Origin of the sequence: Pseudomonas sp. VE 267-6A, assembly GCF_024126555.1 — a bacterium.
GTDB lineage: Bacteria > Pseudomonadota > Gammaproteobacteria > Pseudomonadales > Pseudomonadaceae > Aquipseudomonas > Aquipseudomonas palmensis.
In genome coordinates, this window is sequence record NZ_JAMYBY010000019.1 from 43,818 (window position 1) to 66,594 (window position 22,777).

General features: G+C 64.3%; 26 protein-coding genes. 25 read left to right on the forward strand and 1 reads right to left on the reverse strand.

Going from position 1 to position 22,777, the window contains the following annotated elements:
* Positions 1–60: 60 nt before the first annotated feature.
* From NJH59_RS20760 to NJH59_RS20775, 4 genes are all read left to right on the forward strand, one after another.
* A complete protein-coding gene (locus tag NJH59_RS20760) occupies positions 61–426 on the forward strand; it encodes a flagellar protein FlaG (protein WP_054915637.1) in 366 nt (121 codons plus the stop codon).
* Between the two features lie 72 nt (positions 427–498).
* Entirely contained in the window at positions 499–1,908 is a 1,410-nt protein-coding gene (gene fliD, locus NJH59_RS20765; RefSeq protein ID WP_078480281.1) for a flagellar filament capping protein FliD, read from the forward strand.
* A 133-nt stretch (positions 1,909–2,041) separates the two neighbouring features.
* Complete coding sequence (gene fliS, locus NJH59_RS20770; protein WP_043861798.1) at positions 2,042–2,437, forward strand: flagellar export chaperone FliS; 396 nt, start codon at positions 2,042–2,044, stop codon at positions 2,435–2,437.
* Between the two features lie 9 nt (positions 2,438–2,446).
* A complete protein-coding gene (locus tag NJH59_RS20775) occupies positions 2,447–2,743 on the forward strand; it encodes a flagellar assembly protein FliT (RefSeq protein ID WP_043861799.1) in 297 nt (98 codons plus the stop codon).
* A gap of 94 nt (positions 2,744–2,837) precedes the next feature.
* Here the strand turns inward: NJH59_RS20775 and NJH59_RS25620 are convergent, their stop codons facing one another.
* Entirely contained in the window at positions 2,838–3,026 is a 189-nt protein-coding gene (locus NJH59_RS25620) for a hypothetical protein (RefSeq protein WP_229590459.1), read from the reverse strand.
* Between NJH59_RS25620 and fleQ the strand changes: the two genes are divergently transcribed.
* The 21 genes from fleQ to flhB all read left to right on the forward strand — a co-directional run bounded on the left by fleQ (position 2,973) and on the right by flhB (position 22,628).
* Positions 2,973–4,391, forward strand: a complete 1,419-nt coding sequence (fleQ, locus tag NJH59_RS20785; protein WP_235384250.1) for a transcriptional regulator FleQ — start codon at positions 2,973–2,975, stop codon at positions 4,389–4,391. The genes NJH59_RS25620 and fleQ overlap by 54 nt on opposite strands.
* Positions 4,392–4,596: 205 nt before the next feature.
* Entirely contained in the window at positions 4,597–5,805 is a 1,209-nt protein-coding gene (locus NJH59_RS20790) for an ATP-binding protein (RefSeq protein WP_054915635.1), read from the forward strand.
* Positions 5,802–7,187, forward strand: a complete 1,386-nt coding sequence (locus NJH59_RS20795; protein WP_054915634.1) for a sigma-54 dependent transcriptional regulator — start codon at positions 5,802–5,804, stop codon at positions 7,185–7,187. The genes NJH59_RS20790 and NJH59_RS20795 overlap by 4 nt, the downstream gene beginning before the upstream one ends.
* 116 nt (positions 7,188–7,303) lie before the next feature.
* Positions 7,304–7,630 carry a flagellar hook-basal body complex protein FliE gene (gene fliE / locus NJH59_RS20800; protein ID WP_043861803.1) on the forward strand — a complete coding sequence of 109 codons (327 nt, stop codon included), beginning with the start codon at positions 7,304–7,306 and terminating at the stop codon, positions 7,628–7,630.
* A gap of 15 nt (positions 7,631–7,645) precedes the next feature.
* Positions 7,646–9,424, forward strand: a complete 1,779-nt coding sequence (fliF, locus tag NJH59_RS20805) for a flagellar basal-body MS-ring/collar protein FliF (RefSeq protein ID WP_043861804.1) — start codon at positions 7,646–7,648, stop codon at positions 9,422–9,424.
* Positions 9,417–10,436 carry a flagellar motor switch protein FliG gene (gene fliG / locus NJH59_RS20810; RefSeq protein ID WP_043861805.1) on the forward strand — a complete coding sequence of 340 codons (1,020 nt, stop codon included), beginning with the start codon at positions 9,417–9,419 and terminating at the stop codon, positions 10,434–10,436. Before fliF ends, fliG begins: the two co-directional genes overlap by 8 nt.
* Before the next feature lie 131 nt (positions 10,437–10,567).
* Positions 10,568–11,350 carry a flagellar assembly protein FliH gene (fliH, locus tag NJH59_RS20815; RefSeq protein ID WP_054915633.1) on the forward strand — a complete coding sequence of 261 codons (783 nt, stop codon included), beginning with the start codon at positions 10,568–10,570 and terminating at the stop codon, positions 11,348–11,350.
* Entirely contained in the window at positions 11,340–12,698 is a 1,359-nt protein-coding gene (gene fliI, locus NJH59_RS20820; protein WP_043861807.1) for a flagellar protein export ATPase FliI, read from the forward strand. The genes fliH and fliI overlap by 11 nt, the downstream gene beginning before the upstream one ends.
* Positions 12,699–12,704: 6 nt before the next feature.
* Positions 12,705–13,157, forward strand: coding sequence for a flagellar export protein FliJ (fliJ, locus tag NJH59_RS20825; protein WP_043861808.1), 453 nt, complete (start codon positions 12,705–12,707; stop codon positions 13,155–13,157).
* Between the two features lie 90 nt (positions 13,158–13,247).
* The gene (locus tag NJH59_RS20830; protein ID WP_043861809.1) at positions 13,248–13,553 is read left to right on the forward strand and encodes an STAS domain-containing protein; all 306 of its coding nucleotides are present in this window, start codon (positions 13,248–13,250) and stop codon (positions 13,551–13,553) included.
* Positions 13,550–15,265, forward strand: a complete 1,716-nt coding sequence (locus NJH59_RS20835; RefSeq protein WP_253087252.1) for a fused response regulator/phosphatase — start codon at positions 13,550–13,552, stop codon at positions 15,263–15,265. Before NJH59_RS20830 ends, NJH59_RS20835 begins: the two co-directional genes overlap by 4 nt.
* 25 nt (positions 15,266–15,290) lie before the next feature.
* Positions 15,291–15,656, forward strand: coding sequence for an Hpt domain-containing protein (locus NJH59_RS20840; protein WP_043861811.1), 366 nt, complete (start codon positions 15,291–15,293; stop codon positions 15,654–15,656).
* Positions 15,657–15,727: 71 nt separating this feature from the next.
* Positions 15,728–17,041 carry a flagellar hook-length control protein FliK gene (locus NJH59_RS20845; protein ID WP_253087253.1) on the forward strand — a complete coding sequence of 438 codons (1,314 nt, stop codon included), beginning with the start codon at positions 15,728–15,730 and terminating at the stop codon, positions 17,039–17,041.
* Positions 17,042–17,214: 173 nt separating this feature from the next.
* Positions 17,215–17,712 (forward strand): flagellar basal body-associated protein FliL, encoded by a 498-nt coding sequence (gene fliL / locus NJH59_RS20850; RefSeq protein WP_054915630.1) that lies wholly within the window; start codon positions 17,215–17,217, stop codon positions 17,710–17,712.
* 9 nt (positions 17,713–17,721) lie between these two features.
* Complete coding sequence (gene fliM, locus NJH59_RS20855; protein WP_043861814.1) at positions 17,722–18,690, forward strand: flagellar motor switch protein FliM; 969 nt, start codon at positions 17,722–17,724, stop codon at positions 18,688–18,690.
* Positions 18,691–18,738: 48 nt separating this feature from the next.
* Positions 18,739–19,209 carry a flagellar motor switch protein FliN gene (gene fliN / locus NJH59_RS20860; RefSeq protein ID WP_043861815.1) on the forward strand — a complete coding sequence of 157 codons (471 nt, stop codon included), beginning with the start codon at positions 18,739–18,741 and terminating at the stop codon, positions 19,207–19,209.
* Positions 19,210–19,263: 54 nt separating this feature from the next.
* Entirely contained in the window at positions 19,264–19,665 is a 402-nt protein-coding gene (gene fliO / locus NJH59_RS20865; RefSeq protein WP_229590456.1) for a flagellar biosynthetic protein FliO, read from the forward strand.
* Entirely contained in the window at positions 19,665–20,417 is a 753-nt protein-coding gene (fliP, locus tag NJH59_RS20870; RefSeq protein ID WP_054915628.1) for a flagellar type III secretion system pore protein FliP, read from the forward strand. Before fliO ends, fliP begins: the two co-directional genes overlap by 1 nt.
* A gap of 18 nt (positions 20,418–20,435) precedes the next feature.
* Complete coding sequence (gene fliQ, locus NJH59_RS20875) at positions 20,436–20,705, forward strand: flagellar biosynthesis protein FliQ (protein ID WP_043861818.1); 270 nt, start codon at positions 20,436–20,438, stop codon at positions 20,703–20,705.
* Between the two features lie 7 nt (positions 20,706–20,712).
* Positions 20,713–21,489, forward strand: coding sequence for a flagellar biosynthetic protein FliR (fliR, locus tag NJH59_RS20880; RefSeq protein WP_054915627.1), 777 nt, complete (start codon positions 20,713–20,715; stop codon positions 21,487–21,489).
* Positions 21,490–21,491: 2 nt separating this feature from the next.
* Positions 21,492–22,628, forward strand: a complete 1,137-nt coding sequence (gene flhB / locus NJH59_RS20885; protein ID WP_104572217.1) for a flagellar biosynthesis protein FlhB — start codon at positions 21,492–21,494, stop codon at positions 22,626–22,628.
* Positions 22,629–22,777: the final 149 nt, after the last annotated feature.

Consider the following 22,777-nt stretch of genomic DNA (forward strand, 5'->3'; position numbering starts at 1 on the left):
TATCGGCGGGGGAGTGCACCTGTGGCGCTCCCCCGCCTTTTGCATTGAGAGGTGGTTGGCATGGATATGAGCGTCAAGCTGAACCTGTCCTACCAGGCTGCAAAGCCTGTGGAGCAGCCCACCGAGCGCCCTGCGGTCAAGCCCGTGGAGGCTGTCGAATCCATCAAGCCAGCGAAGGAAAGCGCCGACAGCGGCCTGCCCGAAGCTGAGAAGGTCAAGAACGCGCTCAAGGACATCGAGAAGTTTCTCGCCTCGTCGCGTCGCAATCTCGAATTTTCCACGGATGAAGAATCCGGCCGAATTGTAGTTAAAGTCATCGCCAGTGAAACCGGTGAGCTGATCCGCCAACTTCCTTCGGAAGAGGCGTTGAGAATTGCCCACAGTCTGAGCGATGTTAACAGCCTGCTGTTCAACGCCAAGGTCTGATGCTGGCGTCCGAGCAGCACGTTCGCTAGCCTTGATCGGCTAGGGGCGGCGCGCAACCAAGAGGGAATAGCAATGGCGAGTTCAATTTTACCGGGCACCGGTCTGGGTTCTGGGGTCGATATCAACAAGATCGTCAGCACGCTGGTGGCGTCTGAAACCGATCCGAAAGCCAACCAGATCAAACGCCAGACTGCCAACAACTCGGCCATGCTTTCTGGTGTCGCATCGCTCAAGAGCGCGCTGTCTGTCTATCAGGCGGCGATGAAGAAGCTCAATGATCCCCTCGCGCCGTCGTTCAATGCCTATGCGGCAACGTCCAGCAACGACGCCGCGATCAAGGCAACCTCCAACAATACCGCGGTGCCTGGTACCTACACGATCCGTGTCGACAACCTGGCCACCTCGTCCAAGGTGGCCAGCCAGAACTTCGACACCGGCGCCACCACGCCGATTCCCGAAGGTGACCTGCTGATTACCCAGGACGGTGTCACCCACACCGTCAAGGTCGGCCCTGGTGCAACCTTGCAGTCCGTGCGCGACACCATCAACTCGTCGCTGTCCGAGAAAGGCATCACTGCCAACCTGGTCAATGGTGCAGACGGTTCGCGCCTGGTGTTCAGTTCGACCAAGACCGGTGAGGGTACGGACATTTCCGTCGACGGCACCATCGACGCGCTCAAGATCGCGCCGGGCGAGAAGATGGATGGTGACGGTGCCGGCTACATCGGTGAGCCGGCCAAGGACGCAAAACTGTACGTCGACGGCCTGCCGGTCACGAGCAAGAGCAATACCGTCACCGGTGCCATCAGTGGCATCAGCCTGGACCTGCTTCAGGCAACCGGCCCCGACGCCAGCAAGGCTGTACAGGTTACGGTGGGTGAGAACACCGATGGCCTGAAAAAATCGGTGCAGGCCTATGTCGATGCCTATAACACCCTGATCAAGGCGGTCACCAACCTGACCTCCGTGAGCAAGGATGCCGATGGCAACACCGTGCTGGGCCCGTTGACCAACGACCCGACCACCCGTTCGCTGCTGAGCGACCTGCGCAGCCAATTGGCGACCGAGTCGGACGGTACCCGCCTGACCACCCTCAGCCAGCTGGGTATCAACACCCAGAAGGACGGTACCCTCGAGTTCAACTCCGTCAAGTACGACGCAGCGATGAAGGACAAGAAGCTCGGTGCCGACGTGCAGGAGCTTTTCACCGGCAAGAATGGCGTGTTCGCGCACATGAACAAGGCGATCGAACCGTACCTGCAGACCGGTGGCATTCTCGACTCGCGAAAGAACGGCCTGGACAGGCTGCAGAAAGACCTCGAGAACCAGCAGGAGGCCCTGGATCGGCGCATTGCGTCGCTGACCGAGTCGCTGACCAAACGCTACGTGGCCATGGATACCCTGGTCGGCAAGCTCGAGGCGCAGCGCAAGAACATTGCCTCGATGTTCGCCTCGATCGAAGCGCAGCAGAAGAACTCCTGATAGCAGGGGCCGCAAAAAAGCCCGGCAGCACCCCTTCGGGTGCTCCGGGCTTTTCGTTTTCGGGGTTAAAGTTTTTTGACCCGCAGGCGATACAGGCGGTATATGAACCTTTTCGTTTGTTACGAGGTAGAACATGAACCCTATGTTGGCCCTTCGGCAGTATCAGAAAGTCAACGGCGTGGCGCAGACCTCCGAGGCCAGCCCGCACCGTCTCGTGCAGATGCTCATGCAGGGCGGGCTGGATCGCATCGCGCAGGCCAAAGGTGCAATCGCGCGCAATGACCTGGCCCAGAAGGGCATCCTGATCGGCAAGGCCATCGGGATCATCGGCGGTCTGCGCGAAGGGCTCGACCTCGAAAACCAGGCCGAGGCACTGGCCGACATCGATGGGCTGTACGCCTACATGAGCAGGCGCCTGGTCGAGGCCAACGTGCAGAACGACCCGGAGATCCTCAATGAAGTCGCACGCCTGCTGATTACCGTCAAGGAAGGTTGGGACGCGATCGGCGATCAGGTCGCCGACGTCTAGGAGAACGCCATGAGTGCCGTGCTCGAACGTATCGAACAAACCCGCGAAGCCCTGCTCGGGGCATTGGCCAGCCGCGACTGGGAAACGATCACCGAACTGGACCTGAGCTGCCGTGTTTGCGTCGAGGACGTACTGGCCGAGGCATCGACCAATGAACAGGTTCTGCGCACCAGTCTTGAGGAGTTGCTCGACGTCTACCGCCAACTAATTGATGTTGCAAGTGGTGAACGTCAAACAATAGTCGACGAGATGACGCAGATCCGCCAAGCGAAAAACGCCGCAAAGGTATACCATCTGTTCAGCTGACGCTGGACGGTTCGAAAATGCAGTGCGCCATAAATTTGACTGTGTACGATTTTTTGACTTAACTAGTGGCTGTTTTCTAATTTCAGACGTCCGATCACTGACCGCTCCAGTCGGAATGGATGTCGAGCATGCCCACATTGGGTGTCGAGTTGACTAGGGAAGTTTCGATTGCATGTGGCGTGAAACCAAAATTCTCCTGATCGATGACGATGACGCTCGCCGCCGCGACCTGGCGGTGGTGCTGAATTTTCTTGGCGAAGAAAATCTTTCCTGCTCCAGCCACGATTGGCAGCAGGTCGTTCAGTCGTTGTCATCCAGCCGTGAAGTACTCTGTGTCCTGGTCGGCACCGTGAACGCTCCGGCAAGCCTTTTGGGCTTGCTTAAGACCGTGGCTGCATGGGATGAGTTCCTTCCGGTATTGCTGTTGGGTGAAATATCTTCTGCCGAGTTGCCCGAGGACCTGCGCCGCCGGGTGCTTTCCAACCTGGAGATGCCGCCCAGCTACAGCAAGCTGCTCGATTCGCTGCACCGTGCCCAGGTCTATCGCGAGATGTACGACCAGGCCCGCGAGCGCGGTCGTCAGCGCGAGCCCAACCTGTTCCGTAGCCTGGTCGGTACCAGCCGCGCCATCCAGCATGTGCGCCAGATGATGCAGCAGGTGGCCGACACCGACGCCAGCGTGCTGATCCTCGGCGAGTCGGGTACCGGCAAGGAAGTGGTCGCGCGCAACCTGCACTACCATTCCAAGCGCCGTGAAGCGCCGTTCGTGCCGGTCAACTGCGGCGCGATCCCGGCCGAGCTGCTCGAAAGCGAGCTGTTCGGTCACGAGAAGGGGGCGTTCACCGGCGCCATCACCAGCCGTGCCGGGCGTTTCGAGCTGGCCAATGGCGGCACCCTGTTCCTCGACGAAATCGGCGACATGCCGCTGCCGATGCAGGTCAAGCTGCTGCGCGTGCTGCAGGAGCGCACCTTCGAGCGTGTGGGTAGCAACAAGACCCAGAGCATCGATGTGCGCATCATCGCCGCCACCCACAAGAACCTCGAGAGCATGATCGAGGTGGGCAGCTTTCGCGAAGACCTGTACTACCGCCTCAATGTGTTCCCGATCGAGATGGCCCCGCTGCGTGAGCGGGTCGAAGACATTCCGCTGCTGATGAACGAGTTGATCTCGCGCATGGAGCACGAGAAGCGGGGGTCGATCCGCTTCAATTCCGCCGCGATCATGTCGCTGTGCCGCCATGGCTGGCCGGGCAACGTGCGCGAGCTGGCGAACCTGGTGGAGCGCATGGCGATCATGCACCCGTATGGCGTGATCGGCGTGTCCGAGCTGCCGAAGAAGTTCCGCTACGTCGATGATGAGGACGAGCAACTGGTCGACAGCCTGCGCTCGGACCTGGAAGAGCGCGTGGCAATCAACGGCCATACGCCCAATTTCAGCAACCATGCGATGTTGCCGCCCGAAGGTCTCGACCTCAAGGACTACCTGGGCAGCCTCGAGCAGGGCCTGATCCAGCAGGCGCTGGACGATGCCAACGGTATCGTGGCGCGTGCCGCAGAGCGCCTGCGCATCCGCCGCACCACGCTGGTGGAAAAAATGCGCAAGTACGGCATGAGCCGTCGCGATGGAGACGAACAGGCGGAGGATTGACGCCTGCTTCCTGCCGGCAGGCCCCGACCGGGGCCTGCCGAACGCATACCCCTATTTTCCACAGGGCTGTAAAGCCTGCCCTTGCTGGCTTTGGGCGGCGCGCCGCTGCTGCTGGCAACCCCCCGTCAAAGTATCCGGCACGTCTATTGCTATACCGCTGGCAACATACCGTTTTATGACGGTGAGCCATGCGAGAGAGCAACCCATGCCCCACGCCGCCCACATCCCCGCCGCCGAGCCCAGGCGTTCTGACGCCGCCGAACAGCAGAGTCGTCAGGGGCTCGAGCAGGCGTTTGCCCTGTTCGACCAGGTGTCGACCCAGTTGAGCCAGTCCTACAACCTGCTCGAGGCCCGTGTCACCGAGCTCAAGGGGGAGTTGGCCGTGGTCAGTGCGCAGCGCATGGCGGAGCTGGCGGAGAAGGAGCGACTGGCCAACCGCCTGCAGAACCTGCTGTCGCTGTTGCCCGGCGGGGTGATCGTGATCGACGGCCAGGGCCGCGTGCGCGAGGCCAACCCGGCCGCCGTCGAACTGCTGGGTCAGCCGCTGGTGGGCGAGCTGTGGCGTCAGGTGATCGCCCGCAGCTTTGCGCCGCGCGAGGACGACGGCCACGAAGTGTCGCTGCGCGATGGTCGCCGCCTGTCGATCGCTACCCGCTCGCTGGATGCCGAGCCGGGCCAGCTGGTGCTGTTGACCGATCTCACCGAAACCCGCCACCTGCAAAGCCAGCTGGCGCGGCACGAGCGCCTGTCGACCCTGGGGCGAATGGTGGCCTCGCTGGCGCATCAGATCCGCACGCCACTGTCGGCCGCCTTGCTGTATGCCAGTCACCTGGCCGAGCAGGACCTGCCGCTGGACACCCGTCAGCGTTTTGCCGGCAGCCTCAAGGAGCGTCTGCACGAACTCGAGCACCAGGTACGCGACATGCTGGTGTTCGCCCGCGGCGAACTGCCGCTGACCGACCGTGTGACCCCCAAGGCGTTGTTCCAGGCGCTGCAGCAGGCCGCGCAGGTACATGTACAGGGGCATGCTGTGCGCTGGCAGTGCGACAGCCACCTGGGTGAATTGCTGTGCAACCGCGACACCCTGGTGGGGGCGCTGCTCAATCTCATTGAAAACGCCCTGCAGGCCGCGCCCGGCGCTGCTCGGCTCAAGGTACACCTGTATCGTCGCGGGCAGAGCCTGCGCCTGTGCATCAGCGATGCCGGGCCGGGCATCGACAGTGCATTGCTGGCGCGCCTGGGCGAGCCGTTCCTGACCACCAAGGCCACCGGCACCGGGCTTGGCCTGGCGGTGGTGATGGCGGTTGCCCGCGCGCACCAGGGCACCGTGCAGCTGCGCTCGCGCCCCGGGCGCGGTACCTGCGCGCTGGTGACCCTGCCGCTGATCGGCGCACCGCTGGAGGCAACGGCATGAGGGCGATCAAGGTTCTGCTGGTCGAGGATGACCGCGTACTGCGCCAGGCCCTGGCCGATACCCTGGAGCTGGGCGGTTTTGCCTATCATGCAGTGGGCTCGGCCGAAGAAGCGCTGGAAGTGGCGGCCAGTCAGCCCTTCAGCCTGGTGGTCAGCGACGTCAACATGCCGGGCATGGACGGCCACCAGTTGCTGGCCGCGTTGCGGGCCCGCCAGCCGCAGTTGCCGGTGTTGCTGATGACCGCGCACGCCGCCGTTGAGCGTGCAGTGGATGCGATGCGCCAGGGCGCTGCGGACTATCTGGTCAAGCCCTTCGAGCCGCGCGCTTTGCTCGACCTGGTGGCCCGTCATGCCCTGGGCGTTGCCAGCGGCGCGGACGCCGACGGTCCGGTGGCGCGCGAGCCTGCCAGTGCGCAGTTGCTCGAACTGGCCGCGCGGGTGGCGCGCAGTGATTCCACCGTGCTGATTTCCGGCGAATCGGGCACCGGCAAGGAGGTGCTGGCGCGCTACATTCACCAGCAGTCCCTGCGTGCCGACCAGCCATTCGTGGCCATCAACTGCGCCGCCATCCCCGACAACATGCTCGAAGCCACGTTGTTCGGACATGAAAAGGGCTCGTTCACCGGGGCGATAGCCGCCCAGCCAGGCAAGTTCGAGCAGGCCGACGGTGGCACGCTGCTGCTCGACGAGATTTCCGAAATGCCGCTGGGGCTGCAGGCCAAGCTGCTGCGGGTGCTGCAGGAGCGCGAGGTCGAGCGGGTAGGCGGGCGCAAGCCGATCGCGCTGGACATCCGCGTGGTCGCCACCACCAACCGCGACCTTGCCGGCGAAGTGGCGGCGGGGCGGTTTCGCGAAGACCTGTTCTATCGCCTGTCGGTGTTCCCGCTGGCCTGGCGGCCGCTGCGCGAGCGCAGCGCCGACATTCTGCCGCTGGCCGAGCGTCTGCTGGCGCGACACGTCAATAAAATGAAGCATGCCCCCGTGCGCCTGTCGGCCCAGGCCCAGGCCTGCCTGCAAGGCTATCCGTGGCCGGGCAACGTGCGCGAGCTGGACAACGCCATCCAGCGGGCGCTGATCCTGCAGCAGGGCGGGGTGATCGAGGCGGCGGACTTCTGCCTGGCCGGGGTGCTGCCGCTGCTGGCGGCATCGCCCGTAGAGCCGGTGCCGGTGCTGGCCGAGCCGTCCGAGCCAGCCGGGCTGGGGGATGATCTGCGCCGCCACGAGTTCCAGATGATCATCGATACCCTGCGCGCCGAGCGCGGGCGCCGCAAGGAGGCTGCCGAGCGTCTGGGCATCAGCCCGCGCACCTTGCGCTACAAGCTGGCACAGATGCGTGATGCCGGCCTGGATGTGGAGGCGAGTCTCTACGCCAGCGGCGTGTGACGCCGTAACCGGTCGTTTTTGTTGGTCCTGTGGGTAGAGCTGGCACTCTTGTTGCTAAGTTCTGCCTGTCCGCTGCGTAGTGTCAAAAAAATGCGGGTCGTCGGAGAGAAGAGTCAATGAGCCAAGGTGTTGAATTTAATCGATTGATGTTGGACATGCGGGCCATGCAGGCGGACGCCATGTCGATGTCGAAGGCTGCCCCTGCGCCAGAGCTTGGCTCGAGCGGTTTTGCCGACATGCTTGGCCAGGCCATCAACAAGGTCAGCGATACCCAGCAGGCGTCCACCCAGTTGGCCAACGCCTTCGAGATCGGCAAGAGCGGCGTCGACCTTACCGACGTGATGATCGCCTCGCAGAAGGCCAGCGTGTCGTTCCAGGCCTTGACCCAGGTGCGCAACAAGCTGGTGCAGGCGTATCAAGACATCATGCAGATGCCGGTATAAGGGCGAGATTGAGTCATGGCCGAAGCAGTCGTTGATAACGTGCCCGCCAAAGGCAGCCCGGCGCCCAAGCCGCCGCTGTTCGGCATGTCCTTTCTGGAAAACATCGCAGAGATGCCCATGCTGCGTCAGGTCGGCCTGCTGGTCGGGTTGGCGGCGAGCGTGGCGATCGGCTTTGCCGTGGTGCTGTGGTCGCAGCAACCCGACTACCGCCCGCTGTACCCAAGCCTTGCCGGCATGGACACCAAGCAGGTCATGGACACCCTATCCGCCGCCGACATCGCCTACAACGTCGAGCCCAGCTCCGGGGCGCTGCTGGTCAAGTCCGAAGACCTCTCCCGTGCGCGCCTGAAACTTGCCGCGGCTGGCGTGGCGCCAGGCGACGGCAACGTCGGCTTCGAACTGCTCGACAAGGAGCAGGGGCTGGGCACCAGCCAGTTCATGGAGGCCACCCGTTATCGTCGCGGCCTGGAAGGTGAGCTGGCGCGTACCATCTCCAGCCTGAACAACGTCAAGGGTGCCCGCGTGCACCTGGCCATTCCGAAAAGCTCGGTGTTCGTGCGCGACGAGCGCAAGCCCAGTGCCTCGGTACTGGTCGAGCTGTATTCGGGGCGTGGCCTCGAGCCCGGCCAGGTGGCGGCCATCGTCAACCTGGTGGCGTCCAGCGTTCCGGAGCTGAACAAGTCCCAGGTGACCGTGGTCGACCAGAAGGGCAACCTGCTGTCCGACCAGGGCGAGAACTCCGAGCTGACCATGGCCGGCAAGCAGTTCGACTACAGCCGCCGCATGGAAGGCATGCTCACCCAGCGCGTGCACAACATTCTGTTGCCGGTGCTGGGCAACGACCGCTACAAGGCCGAAGTCTCCGCCGACGTCGACTTCAGTGCGGTCGAGTCCACCTCCGAACAGTTCAACCCCGACCAGCCTGCCTTGCGCAGCGAGCAGTCGGTGAACGAACAACGCTCCAGCAGCATGGGCCCGCAGGGCGTACCTGGTGCCCTGAGCAACCAGCCACCCGGCCCGGCCACTGCGCCACAGCAGACCGGTCAGGCACAGGCTGCCGCGGGCATGGTGCAACCAGGCCAGCCGCTGCTGGACGCCAACGGCCAGCAGATCATGGACCCGGCCACCGGCCAGCCGATGCTCGCACCGTACCCGGCCGACAAGCGTCAGCAGTCGACCAAGAACTTCGAACTGGACCGTTCCATCAGCCACACCCGCCAGCAGCAGGGGCGCCTGAGCCGCCTGTCGGTCGCGGTGGTGGTCGACGACCAGGTCAAGCTCGACCCGGCCACTGGCGAGTCGACACGCGCCCCATGGGGGGCCGAAGACCTGGCGCGCTTCACGCGCCTGGTGCAGGACGCCGTCGGCTTCGATGCCAGCCGCGGTGACAGCGTCAGCGTGATCAACGTGCCATTCGCCGCCGACCGTGGCGAAGTGTTCACCGAGATTCCGTTCTACCAGCAACCGTGGTTCTGGGACATCATCAAGCAGGTCATGGGCGTGCTGTTCATCCTGGTGCTGGTGTTCGGCGTGCTGCGCCCGGTGCTCAACAACATCACCGGCAACGGCAAGCAGGGCGCCGGTGCCGATGGCGACATGGAACTGGGCGGCATGCTCGGTCTGGATGGCGATCTGGCCAACGACCGCGTCAGCCTGGGTGGTCCGCAAAGCATTCTGTTGCCTAGCCCGAGCGAGGGTTACGACGCTCAGCTGAACGCAATCAAGAGCCTGGTGGCCGAAGACCCGGGTCGTGTGGCCCAGGTCGTGAAAGAGTGGATCAACGCCGATGAGTGATAATCGAGCCCTTACCGCCAAACTGACCCGTGTCGACAAGGCGGCCATCCTGCTGCTGTCGCTGGGTGAAACCGATGCGGCGCAGGTGTTGCGCCACATGGGCCCCAAGGAAGTGCAGCGGGTCGGCGTGGCCATGGCGCAGATGGGCAACGTCCATCGTGAACAGGTCGAGCAGGTGATGAGCGAGTTCGTCGAGATCGTCGGCGACCAGACCAGCCTGGGTGTCGGCTCCGACGGCTACATCCGCAAGATGCTCACCCAGGCCCTGGGCGAGGACAAGGCCAACGGCCTGATCGACCGCATCCTGCTGGGTGGCAACACCAGCGGCCTGGACAGCCTGAAGTGGATGGAGCCGCGTGCCGTGGCCGACGTGATCCGCTACGAGCACCCGCAGATCCAGGCCATCGTGGTGGCCTACCTGGACCCCGACCAGGCTGGTGAGGTGCTGGGCAACTTCGATCACAAGGTGCGCCTGGACATCATCCTGCGCGTCTCCTCGCTCAACACCGTGCAGCCGGCGGCGCTCAAGGAGCTCAACCAGATTCTGGAGAAGCAGTTCTCGGGCAACTCCAACGCGGCGCGTACCACCCTGGGCGGTATCAAGCGCGCGGCCGACATCATGAACTTCCTCGACAGTTCGGTCGAAGGCCAGCTGATGGACGCGATTCGCGACGTCGACGGCGAGCTGTCCGAGCAGATCGAAGACCTCATGTTCGTCTTCAACAACCTGGCCGATGTCGACGACCGCGGTATCCAGGCGCTGTTGCGCGAAGTGTCCTCGGACGTGCTGGTGGTATCGCTCAAGGGCGCCGACGAGAAGGTCAAGGACAAGATCTTCAAGAACATGTCCAAGCGGGCTTCCGAGCTGCTGCGTGACGACCTCGAGGCCAAGGGCCCGGTGCGGGTCAGCGACGTGGAAACGGCGCAGAAAGAGATCCTCACCATTGCCCGGCGCATGGCCGAAGCCGGCGAGATCGTGCTTGGCGGCAAGGGCGCCGAAGAAATGATCTAAAGCCGTTCGCCGGCCCCGGCTCCTCCACAGGAGCCGGCCTTGCCGGCGGATGCCTCAACGCGGTACACGCCGGTGCCTGGCGGCCGCATCGCCGACCACCCCGGCGCCTACCCAATTGAACGCGTGGAATCATGTCGACCAACGAGCACCTGAGTGAACTGATCCCCGCCCGCGACGTCGAGGGCTTCGACCGCTGGGCGCTGCCCAGCTTCGACCCGGAGCCGGAACCCGAGCCCGAACCCGAGCCGGAAATCGTCGAGGAAGTCGAAGAAGTGCCGCTGGAAGAAGTCCAGCCGCTGACCCTCGAAGAGCTCGAAAGCATTCGCCAGGAAGCCTACAACGAAGGCTTTGCCACCGGCGAGCGCGAAGGGTTTCACAGCACCCAGCTCAAGGTCCGCCAGGAGGCCGAAGTGGCCCTGAGCGCCAAGCTGGCGAGCCTGGAGCAGCTGATGGGCCACCTGCTCGACCCGATCGCCGAGCAGGACAACCAGATCGAGAAGGCCCTGGTGCACATGGTCAGCCGCATCACCCGCGAGGTGATCGGGCGTGAGCTGGCCACCGACTCCAGCCAGATCACCCACGTGCTGCGCGAGGCCCTCAAGCTGCTGCCGATGGGCGCCGAAAACATCCGCATTCATGTCAATCCGCAGGACTTCGAGCTGGCCAAGGCCCTGCGCGAGCGTCATGAGGAAAACTGGCGCCTGCTCGAAGACGACGCCCTGTTGCCCGGTGGTTGCCGCATCGAGACGTTGCACAGCCGTATCGACGCCACCGTCGAGACCCGCATCGAAAAGGCCATGACCCAGTTGTTCGACCAGTTGCATGACCAGGGCCTGCACCCTGCCGCGCCAGACTTGCACGTCGACCTTGCTGGCGACGCGGGCACCCGCGAGGCCACGCCCGATGCGCCTTGACCGCACCAGCTTCGGCAAGCGCCTGGGCACCTATGCCGAGGCCGTAAGCCTGCCGGCGCAGCCGGTGGTGGAGGGGCGGTTGTTGCGCATGGTCGGCCTGACCCTGGAGGCCGAAGGCCTGCGCGCTGCCGTCGGCAGCCGCTGCCTGGTGATCAACGATGACAGCTACCATCCGGTGCAGGTCGAGGCCGAGGTCATGGGCTTTGCCGGTGACCGGGTATTTCTCATGCCGGTGGGCAGCGTTGCCGGCATCGCGCCCGGTGCGCGGGTGGTGCCGCTGGCCGAAAGCGGCCGCCTGCCGATGGGCATGAGCATGCTCGGTCGCGTGCTGGATGGTGCCGGCCGGGCGCTGGATGGCAAGGGCGGGATGAAGGCCGAGGACTGGGTGCCGATGGACGGCCCCACCATCAACCCACTCAACCGCGACCCCATCAGCCAGCCGCTGGACGTGGGCATTCGCAGCATCAATGGCCTGCTGACGGTGGGCCGTGGCCAGCGCCTGGGCCTGTTCGCCGGTACCGGCGTGGGCAAGAGTGTGCTGCTGGGCATGATGACCCGTTTCACCGAGGCCGACATCATCGTGGTGGGGCTGATCGGTGAGCGGGGGCGTGAGGTCAAGGAGTTCATCGAGCACATCCTGGGCGAGGAGGGCATCAAGCGTTCGGTGGTGGTGGCATCCCCTGCCGATGATGCACCGCTGATGCGCCTGCGCGCCGCCATGTACTGCACGCGGATCGCCGAGTACTTTCGCGACAAGGGCAAGAACGTGCTGTTGCTGATGGATTCGCTGACCCGTTTCGCCCAGGCCCAGCGGGAAATCGCCCTGGCCATCGGCGAGCCGCCAGCCACCAAGGGCTATCCACCTTCCGTGTTCGCCAAGCTGCCCAAGCTGGTGGAGCGCGCCGGCAACGGCGAGGCCGGTGGTGGCTCGATCACCGCCTTCTACACCGTGTTGTCCGAAGGCGACGACCAGCAGGACCCGATTGCCGACTCCGCGCGGGGCGTACTCGACGGCCATATCGTGCTGTCCCGGCGCCTGGCCGAAGAGGGGCATTACCCGGCCATCGATATCGAGGCTTCGATCAGTCGGGTCATGCCGCAGGTGGTCAGCCCCGAGCAGATGACCCAGGCCCAGCAGTTCAAGCAGCTCTGGTCGCGCCTGTCGCAAAGCCGCGACCTGATCAGCGTGGGTGCCTATGTGGCTGGCGGCGACCGCGAGACGGACCTGGCGATTTCCCTGCAACCCAAGCTGGTGCAGTACCTGCGCCAGGGGCTCAATGAAAACGTCAGCCATGAGCAGAGCCGCGATGAACTGGCGGCGGTGTTCGCCCCAGCGGCTTCGGGCTGATAACCGATGGCCCTGCCAAGTCGTGCCGCGCGCCTGGTGCCGGTGGTGGAGATGGCCGAGGAGGCCGAGCGCAAGGCTGTGCAGCGCCTCGGGCATTTCCAGCAGCAGGTGAGCATGGCCGAAACCAAGCTCCGGGAACTGGACCAGTTTCGCAGCGAGTACCAGAACCAGTGGATGGAAAAGGGCGGCCAGGGCGTTTCAGGCAGCTGGCTGCTGGGCTATCAGCGCTTTCTCAGCCAGCTGGACACCGCCGTGGCCCAGCAACACCAGAGCCTGGTGTGGCACCAGACCAACCTCAACAACGCACGGGCCACCTGGCAGCAGGCCTACGCCCGGGTCGAGGGCCTGCGCAAGCTGGTACAGCGCTACCGCGATGAAGCCCGCATGCTCGAGGACAAGCGCGAGCAGAAGCTGCTCGACGAATTGTCCCAGCGATTGCCGCGCCACGATCGCTTCTAGCACGGCATTGGTCGGCGCAGGTTGCCCAGGGGCGGGCGGGCTGCTAAACCTGTGGTGTCTGCAATCGCCATGATCGAAGGAGTCGAGCATATGGCCGTGGAGCACGATCTATCGCCGGATGGGAACAGCCTGACGATCAGGGTCAAGGGACGGTTCGATTTCGGCAAGCACCAGGCGTTTCGTGAATGCTACGAGCGCGAGCCAGTACCTTCCAAGGGCGTGGTCGTCGACTTGAAGGACGCCACCTATCTCGACAGCTCCGCCCTGGGCATGCTCCTGCTGCTGCGTGACCACGCCGGCGGCGACGATGCGTATATACGGGTGATCAACGCCAGCTCCGACGTTCGCAAGATCCTCGCCATCTCCAATTTCGACAAGCTGTTCGAGATCACTTGAGCGACCTCGTGAACGAGCAGTCGTCGCTGACCGTGCTGATTGCCGAAGATGGCGCCACCGACCGCCTGTTGCTGGCGCGCATCGTGCGCGAGCAGGGGCACTCGGTGATCACGGCCGAGAATGGTGCGCAGGCAGTGGCGCTGTTTGCCGAGCTGCGTCCGCAACTGGTGCTGCTCGACGCGCTGATGCCGGTGATGGACGGCTTCGAGGCGGCTCGCCAGATCAAGCTGATGGCTGGCCAGGCGCTGGTGCCGATCATCTTTCTTACCTCGCTGAGTGAGGAGCAGGCCCTGGTGCGTTGCCTGGAGGCTGGTGGCGACGACTTTCTGCCCAAGCCTTATCGCCCGGTGATCCTGGCCGCCAAGATCAAGGCGATGGATCGCCTGCGTCGCCTGCAGGCGACCGTGCTGGAGCAGCGCGACGAGCTGGCGCGCCACCACGGTCACCTGCTCAACGAGCAGCGGGTGGCCAAGGCGGTGTTCGATCAGGTCACGCACTCGGGGTGCCTGAATGCGCCGAACATCCGCTACCTGCAATCTCCCTATGCGCTGTTCAACGGCGACCTGCTGCTGGCGGCGTTCACGCCGACCGGTGAAATGCATGTGCTGCTGGGCGACTTCACTGGCCATGGCCTGCCGGCTGCAGTGGGCGCCATGCCGTTGGCCGAGGTGTTCTACGGCATGACCGCCAAGGGCTACGGCCTGGCCGAAACCTTGCGCGAGATGAACGCCAAGCTCAAGCGCATCCTGCCGGTCGACATGTTCTGCTGCGCAATGATGCTCAGCCTGAGTTTCGAGCGGCGCCTGGCCGAGGTATGGAACGGCGGCATGCCGGACGGCTACCTGCTGCCCGCGGCCGGTGGCGAGCCCCAGGCGCTGGTGTCGCGGCACTTGCCCTTGGGGGTGCTGGCGCCGGAGCGTTTCGACGAGCACCCCGAGGTGGTGTCGCTGGCGTTGGGGGATCGCCTGTTCCTGCTGTCCGATGGGGTGGTGGATACCTGCGACCAGGACGAGCAACTGTTCGGGGTGGAGCGCCTGCGCCAGGTGTTTGCGCGCAACCGTGCGCCGCAGCAACTGTTCGAGGATGTACTGCAGGCGCTCGAAGACTTTCGCGGCCAGTCCCGCGACGATGTCAGCATGCTCGAGATCAGTGTGGTCGAGCCCCAGACACTGGCCCCGCCGCCGCTTGTCTATTCGGACAGCGGCCAGTCCAGCCCGCTGGACTGGTCGCTGTCGTTCGAGTTTCGCGCGCAGACCCTCAAACGCTTCAACCCCTTGCCCTATCTGTTGCAGGTACTGCAGGAAATACACGGCCTGCGCCCCCAGAGCGGTGCGCTGCACAGCGTGCTCAACGAGCTCTACACCAATGCACTGGAGCACGGTGTGCTGGCCCTCGACTCGGCCCTCAAGCGCGACGCCCAGGGGTTTGCCGCCTATTATCAGGAGCGCAGCCGACGCCTGCAGGCATTGCAGGAAGGTTACATACGCTTGCACCTTCAGGTTGAACCCGTAGCGGGTGGCGGGCGTCTGGTGATTGAGATCGAAGATAGCGGCAGTGGCTTCGATGTGGGTACAGTGCTGGCCCGACCGGTGTTGGAGCAGCGGTTGTGCGGGCGTGGCCTGAGCCTGATCCGGCGTTTGAGCCGTCACGCCGAATGGGCCGACGGAGGGCGCAGGGCCCGCGTGGAGTTCGCCTGGGTGGCTCTGGCATAATTGAACTTGATCAAGGAGTGAGCAAGTGTCCGATCAGCGTATCGATAACAAGGTAGTGGGCGAGTTGCGGGAGGTCATGGGTAGCCAGTATGCCGAGTTGCTGGAGACCTTCCTGGCCGATTGCGAAAAGCGCATGGTGCAACTGCGCGACGCCCGCTCCCCCCGGCAGCTGAGTGAGGCTGCCCACAGTTTCAAGGGTAGCTGCAGCAACATGGGCGCCACCGACCTGGCCGAGTTGTGTCGGCAGCTGGAAGTGCGCGTGATGGAGCAGCCGGCACACGGCATCGAGGACCTGATCAGCCAGATCAGGTGCGAGTACCTCGAAGTGCGTCCCTTCTATGTCGCCGAGTTGGAGCGCGTGTCGCCGCAGGCGGCCAGGCATCCTGTGTAGCGCAAACCTGGCGCGACTCTTGCAGTCTCTTCGCTATTCAAGTTCGCGCTTCTGTAGTGGAGACCCTTCCCATGCCTGTCGCTTCAAACCCGCTGCTGCAACCGTCCGCCGTGGCCAAGGCCTCGCGCACGGCTGCGCCAGCGCCCGAAAAGGTGCCCCAGGTCGCCAATGACAAGGCTGCGGGCTTCTCCAAGGTGTATGCCGATCAGTCCCGCGACAAGCTGCCGGCCAAGGCGGATGTGCCCAATGCCGACAAGGCGGGCGTTGCAGCCGGGGCGGCAAATGCCGGCAAGACGGCGACCGATCAGGAGCGCACTGTTGCCGACAGCGGCAATTCATTGCCTGAACAGAAGCCGGTATCGGACGAGTCGACGCCAGTTGCCGATGACCTTCAACTGCTCGATTCGAGCCTGGTGGCGGGTCAGGTTACTGACGCCCAGGCCGGTGCACAGCTGATCCAGGCTCAGGCCGAAGCGGTGGCCCCAGTGGTGCAGGCGGCTGCCGCACAGTTGCAGGCCCAGGTGCAGGCCCCGGCCGTCGCGCCGCAGCCACCGGCCCCGGAAGAACCCGCTTTCGACCCGGCCGGCGACGTGCTCGAGGACCTGCCGGCATTGCGCCTGGCCCTGGAGCAGAACGCCCAGGCCCAGGGCACCACCTCTGCCCATGCCAGCAAGCCGACCACGGCGCAACCCGAAGCCACCCAGGGCCAGCCTGCCGTCAATACCCTGGCGGCCATGCTCGACCCGCGTCAGGCCGATCCGGGCGACAGCGAGCCGGGCGAGAAGGGCTTCAGCAACCTGCTCGATGACGGCCTGAAGGACCTCAAGGGCGCCTCCAGCGATACCCGTGTCGATGACTTTGCCGAGCGCCTCAGCGCGCTGACCCAGGCCGCGACGCCCAAGACCGCCAATGCGGTGCCGGTGGCGATGCCGCTGAACCAGCCGCTGGCGATGCACCAGGGTGGCTGGACCGAGGGCCTGGTCAATCGCGTGATGTACCTGTCCAGCCAGAACCTGAAGTCGGCTGAAATCAAGCTGGAGCCAGCCGAACTGGGGCGCTTGGACATTCGCGTGCACATGACACCCGAGCAGCAGGCGCAGATCACCTTCACCAGTGGCAACGTGGTGGTGCGCGAAGCGCTGGAAAACCAGGCCAGCCGGCTCAAGGAAATGTTCGCCGAACAGGGGCTGGCGCAACCTGACGTGAACGTGGCCGACCAGTCCCGCGAGCAGCAGGGCTCGCAGGACGGCACCTCGAAGCTCAGCGGCGTGGCCGCGCGTCGCAATGAAGGCGCGGGCGGCGAAGAGGCCGACGCCGACGCGGCGGCCCAGCCCGTGGAGCGACCGGTGGTGCTGGGGTCCAGCGCGGTCGATTTCTACGCCTGATTGCACGGGGAGGGCTGGGCGTTGCGGGGCGGCTGCCCAGCCCTTCACGGATGAATCTGCCCCTGCGTTCGTCGCCTTCCTCAATCGGGCCGGTGTGGCCCGCAAATCTGGCATAACACTTGCTCAACCCTCGCCATGTGGGACAAACCTCTTGTGAGTGACGGATTATTGGCATGGCGAAGAGCGAAGCAGTGAAAGACCCCGCCGTAAAAGGCAAACTCAAGCTGATCCTGCTGCTGGTGCTGGCATTGCTGCTGGCCATCGGCTTGTCGGTGGGCGCCACCTGGTTCTTCCTGCAAAGGGGCGACAGCAAACCTCAGGTCGACCCGGCAACCGTCAGCAACGTCAGGCCTGCGGCCATCTACGAGCCGCTGGCGCCAGCCTTCGTCGTCAACTTCAACCAGAACGGTCGTCAGCGCTACATGCAGGTGAGCATCACCATGCAGGGGCGCGACCAGGCTGCGCTGGATGCGCTGAAAGTGCACATGCCGGTGATCCGCAACAACCTGGTGATGCTCTTCTCCGGCCAGCCGTTCGACTCCCTGGCGACCCCGGTCGGCCAGGAGATGCTGCGCCAGAAGGCCACCGCCAGCGTGCAGGAAGTGGCCCAGAAAGAAGTCGGCAAGCTGGTGATCGACCAGTTGCTGTTCACCAATTTCGTATTGCAGTAGGAGCCCAAGATGGCCATGCAGGACCTGCTGTCCCAGGATGAGATCGATGCCCTGCTGCACGGCGTCGACGACGGGCTGGTGCAAACCGATAGCGGCGCCGACCCCGGCAGCATCAAGAGCTACGACCTGACCAGCCAGGACCGGATCGTGCGCGGGCGCATGCCGACCCTGGAAATGATCAACGAACGTTTCGCCCGGTATACCCGCGTGAGCATGTTCAACCTGCTGCGCCGCTCGGCGGATGTGGCAGTGGGGGGCGTGCAGGTGATGAAGTTCGGTGAGTACGTGCACTCGCTGTACGTGCCCACCAGCCTCAACCTGGTGAAGATCAAGCCGTTGCGCGGCACCTCGCTGTTCATCCTCGATGCCAAGCTGGTGTTCAAGCTGGTGGACAATTTCTTCGGCGGTGACGGTCGTCACGCCAAGATCGAGGGTCGCGAGTTCACGCCCACCGAATTGCGCGTGGTGCGCATGGTGCTGGACCAGTGCTTCGTCGACCTCAAGGAAGCCTGGCAGGCGATCATGCCGGTCAACTTCGAGTACATCAACTCGGAGGTCAACCCGGCCATGGCCAACATCGTCGGCCCGAGCGAGGCGGTGGTGGTGTCCACCTTCCACATCGAACTCGATGGCGGTGGCGGCGACCTGCACGTGACCATGCCCTACTCGATGATCGAGCCGGTGCGCGAAATGCTCGACGCGGGCTTCCAGTCCGACCTGGACGACCAGGACGAACGCTGGATCAAGGCCCTGCGCGAAGACGTGCTGGACGTCAGCGTGCCGATCAGCGCCACCGTGGCACGCCGCGAGCTGCGCCTGCGCGACATCCTGCACATGCAGCCGGGTGATGTGATCCCGGTCGAACTGCCGGACGAGCTGGTACTGCGCGCCAATGGCGTACCGTCGTTCAAGGCCAAGTTGGGCTCGCACAAGGGCACACTGGCATTGCAAGTAACCGAGCCGATCGAGCGCCGCTGATCGGTACCCTGGCTTTAACTCCGAATTGATTGCCCCGTCGAGGACAAGATGGCTGACGAAAACGATATCACCTCCATGGAAGACCAGGCCCTGGCCGATGAGTGGGCAGCAGCCCTGAGCGAGACCGGCGACGCCGGCCAGTCCGACATCGACGCGCTGTTGGCGGCTGACGGCGGCAGCAGTGCCGGCTCGCCCAACCGCCTGCCGATGGAAGAATTCGGCAGCTCGCCCAAGGGCAACGATGCAGTGACCCTGGACGGCCCGAACCTGGACGTGATCCTGGATATTCCGGTGAGCATCTCGATGGAAGTGGGCAGCACCGAAATCAACATCCGCAACCTGCTGCAACTGAACCAGGGTTCGGTGATCGAGCTGGACCGCCTGGCCGGCGAGCCGCTGGACGTGCTGGTCAACGGCACCCTGATCGCGCACGGCGAGGTGGTGGTGGTGAACGAGAAGTTCGGCATCCGCCTGACCGACGTGATCAGCCCGAGCGAACGCATCAAGAAGCTGCGCTGAGTGAAGCGTCTTCTGCAAGCGGGGCTGACCGGGGTCGGCCTGCTCTGGCTCGACCTGGCACTGGCGGCACAGCCCGCGGCCACGACAGCCGCGGCGACCACGGCAGCAGCCGGCAGTGCCAGCGGGCAGTTGGGCCGTCTGGTGCTGGGGTTGTTGCTGGTGCTGGGCCTGATCTTCTTTCTCGCCTGGCTGCTGCGCCGGGTGCAGAACGTGACGCCGCGTGGCCAGCAGGTCATCGAGATCGTCGGCACGCGCGTGGTCGGCCCGCGTGATCGGCTGCTGCTGGTGCAGGTGGGCAACGAACAGATACTGATCGGTCATACGCCGGGCAGCCTTACCGCGTTGCATGTGCTGGCCGAGCCGGTGCAGGTACCGGCCAGCGCCCGCCAGGCTACGCCCGAATTCGCCCAGCGCCTGATGGAGCTGCTGGGCAAGGATCAAAAGGACAAGTCGTGATGGGCGCATTGCGCATGCTGTTGACCCTGCTGCTGATGTTCGCAGCGCCGCTGGCCCTGGCCGCCGACCCGCTGTCGATTCCGGCGATCACCCTGTCCAACGGGGCGGATGGGCAGCAGGAGTACTCGGTCAGCCTGCAGATCCTGCTGATCATGACGGCGCTGAGCTTCATTCCGGCGTTCGTGATCCTGATGACCAGCTTCACCCGGATCATCATCGTGTTCTCGATCCTGCGCCAGGCCCTGGGCCTGCAGCAGACGCCGTCGAACCAGATCCTCACCGGCATGGCGCTGTTCCTGACCCTGTTCATCATGGCGCCGGTATTCGACCGGGTGAACAAGGATGCCCTGCAGCCGTACCTGGCCGAGACCCTGTCGGCCCAGGACGCGGTGGCCAAGGCCCAGGTGCCCCTCAAGGACTTCATGCTGGCGCAGACCCGCGAGAGCGATCTCGACCTGTTCATGCGCCTGTCCAAGCGTACCGATATCGCCACGCCGGACGAGGCGCCGTTGACCATCCTGGTACCGGCCTTCGTCACCTCCGAACTCAAGACCGCGTTCCAGATCGGCTTCATGATCTTCATCCCGTTCCTGATCATCGACCTGGTGGTGGCCAGTGTGCTGATGGCCATGGGTATGATGATGCTGTCGCCGCTGATCATCTCCCTGCCGTTCAAGATCATGCTGTTCGTGCTGGTGGATGGCTGGGCGTTGATCATGGGCACCCTGGCCGGCAGTTTCGGTGGCGTCTAGCGCGCCGAGGAGAACAACATGACCCCAGAAGTTGCTGTCGACCTGTTCCGCGATGCGCTGTGGCTGACCACCATGATCGTGGCTGTGCTGGTGGTGCCGAGCCTGCTGGTGGGCCTGATGGTGGCCATGTTCCAGGCCGCCACCCAGATCAACGAACAGACCCTGAGCTTCCTGCCGCGCCTGCTGGTGATGCTGATCACGCTGATCGTGGCCGGGCCCTGGCTGGTGCAGAAGTTCATGGAATACATCCTGTCGTTGTACGGCAGCATTCCCCAGTTGATCGGCTGAGCGCGCGATGCTCCAGTTGACCGATGCGCAGATCGCCACCTGGGTGGCGAGCTTCATCCTGCCGCTGTTTCGCATTGCCGCCGTGCTGATGACCATGCCCATCATCGGGACCAAGATGGTGCCGGGGCGCATCCGCCTGTACCTGGCCCTGGCGATCACCGTGGTGGTGGTGCCGGGCCTGCCGCCGATGCCCGAAGTCAATCCGCTGTCGCTCAGCGGGCTGCTGCTGATTGCCGAGCAGATCCTCATCGGTGCGGTGTTCGGCCTGTCGCTGCAACTGTTCTTCCAGATATTCGTGGTGGCCGGGCAGGTGGTGGCCATCCAGATGGGCATGGCCTTCGCCTCCATGGTCGACCCGGTCAACGGCGTCAACGTGGCGGTGGTCAGCCAGTTCCTGAGCATGCTGGTGACGCTGCTGTTCCTGTCGATGAACGGGCACCTGGTGGTGTTCGAGGTGATCACCGAGAGCTTCACCACCTTGCCGGTGGGCACCGGCCTGATGGTCAACCACTACTGGGACCTGGTCGGGCGGCTGAGCTGGGTGCTGGGCGCGGCGCTGCTGCTGGTGCTGCCGGCGATCACCGCGCTGCTGGTGGTGAACATCGCCTTCGGCGTGATGACCCGTGCAGCGCCGCAGCTGAACATCTTTTCCATCGGTTTCCCGTTGACCCTGGTGCTGGGGCTCGGGATTTTCTGGGTTGTCCTGGCCGACATCCTTTCCCATTACCAGGCGCTGGCCTCCGAGGCCCTGCAGTGGCTGCGTGAGCTGGCGAGGGCGAGCTGAGCATGGCAGAGAGCGAAAGCGGTCAGGACAAGACAGAAGACCCCACGGAGAAAAAGAAGAAGGACGCCCGCGAGAAGGGCGAGATCGCCCGTTCCAAGGAGCTCAACACGGTGGTGGTGACCCTGGCCGGGGCCGGTGGCCTGCTGGTGTTCGGTGGTGGCCTGGCCGAAGTGCTGATGGACATCATGCGCATCAACTTCACCCTGTCGCGCGACACGCTGATCGACGAGCGCTCGATGGGCACCTTCTTGCTGGCCTCGGGCAAGATGGCCCTGATGGCGCTGCAGCCGGTATTGCTGGTGGCGCTGATCGTGGCCTTCATCGGGCCGATCTCGCTGGGTGGCTGGCTGTTTGCCGGCGGCACCCTGGCGCCCAAGTTCAGCCGCATGAACCCGCTGTCGGGGATCAAGCGCATGTTTTCCCTGAACGCACTGACCGAGCTGCTCAAGGCCCTGGCGAAGTTCTTCGTGATCCTGATCGTGGCGCTGGTGGTGTTGTCGTCGGACCGTGACGACCTGCTGGCCATTGCCAACGAGCCGCTGGAGCAGGCGATCATCCACAGCGTGCAGGTGGTGGGCTGGAGTGCCCTGTGGATGGCCGCCGGCCTGTTGCTGATTGCCCTGGTGGACGTGCCGTTGCAGCTGTACCAGTCGCACAAGAAGCTGCTGATGACCAAGCAGGAGGTGCGCGACGAGTACAAGAACAGCGAGGGCAAGCCGGAGGTCAAGCAGCGTATTCGCCAGCTGCAGCGCGAGATGTCGCAGCGGCGCATGATGGCGGCGATCCCCGATGCCGACGTGATCATCACCAACCCGACCCACTATGCGGTGGCGCTCAAGTACGACCCCGAGAAGGGCAATGCGCCGACGCTGCTGGCCAAGGGCACCGATTTCCTGGCGCTGAAGATTCGCGAAATCGCCAATGCCCACAACATCCAGGTGCTGGAATCGCCTGAGCTGGCGCGTTCGATCTTCTACTCCACCGAGCTCGAGGAAGAGATCCCGGCCGGCCTCTACCTGGCCGTGGCCCAGGTGCTGGCCTACGTGTATCAGATTCGCCAGCACCGGGCGGGCAAGGGCAAGGCGCCGGAGCCGCTCAAGGATCTGCCGATTCCGCCGGAGCTGCGCCGCGATTCCTGAACCGTTTGAGCTCTTCCCGTCGGCGCCGAGGTGCCGGCCCCTTCGCTGCAGGAGCCGGCAGTGTCGGCGAAGGTCGCGTCACTGATCCAAAGTTGGAAAGCTTCTTGCAATAGCAGCGCCAAGCGCCCGCATGGCGTCAAAAGTTTGCT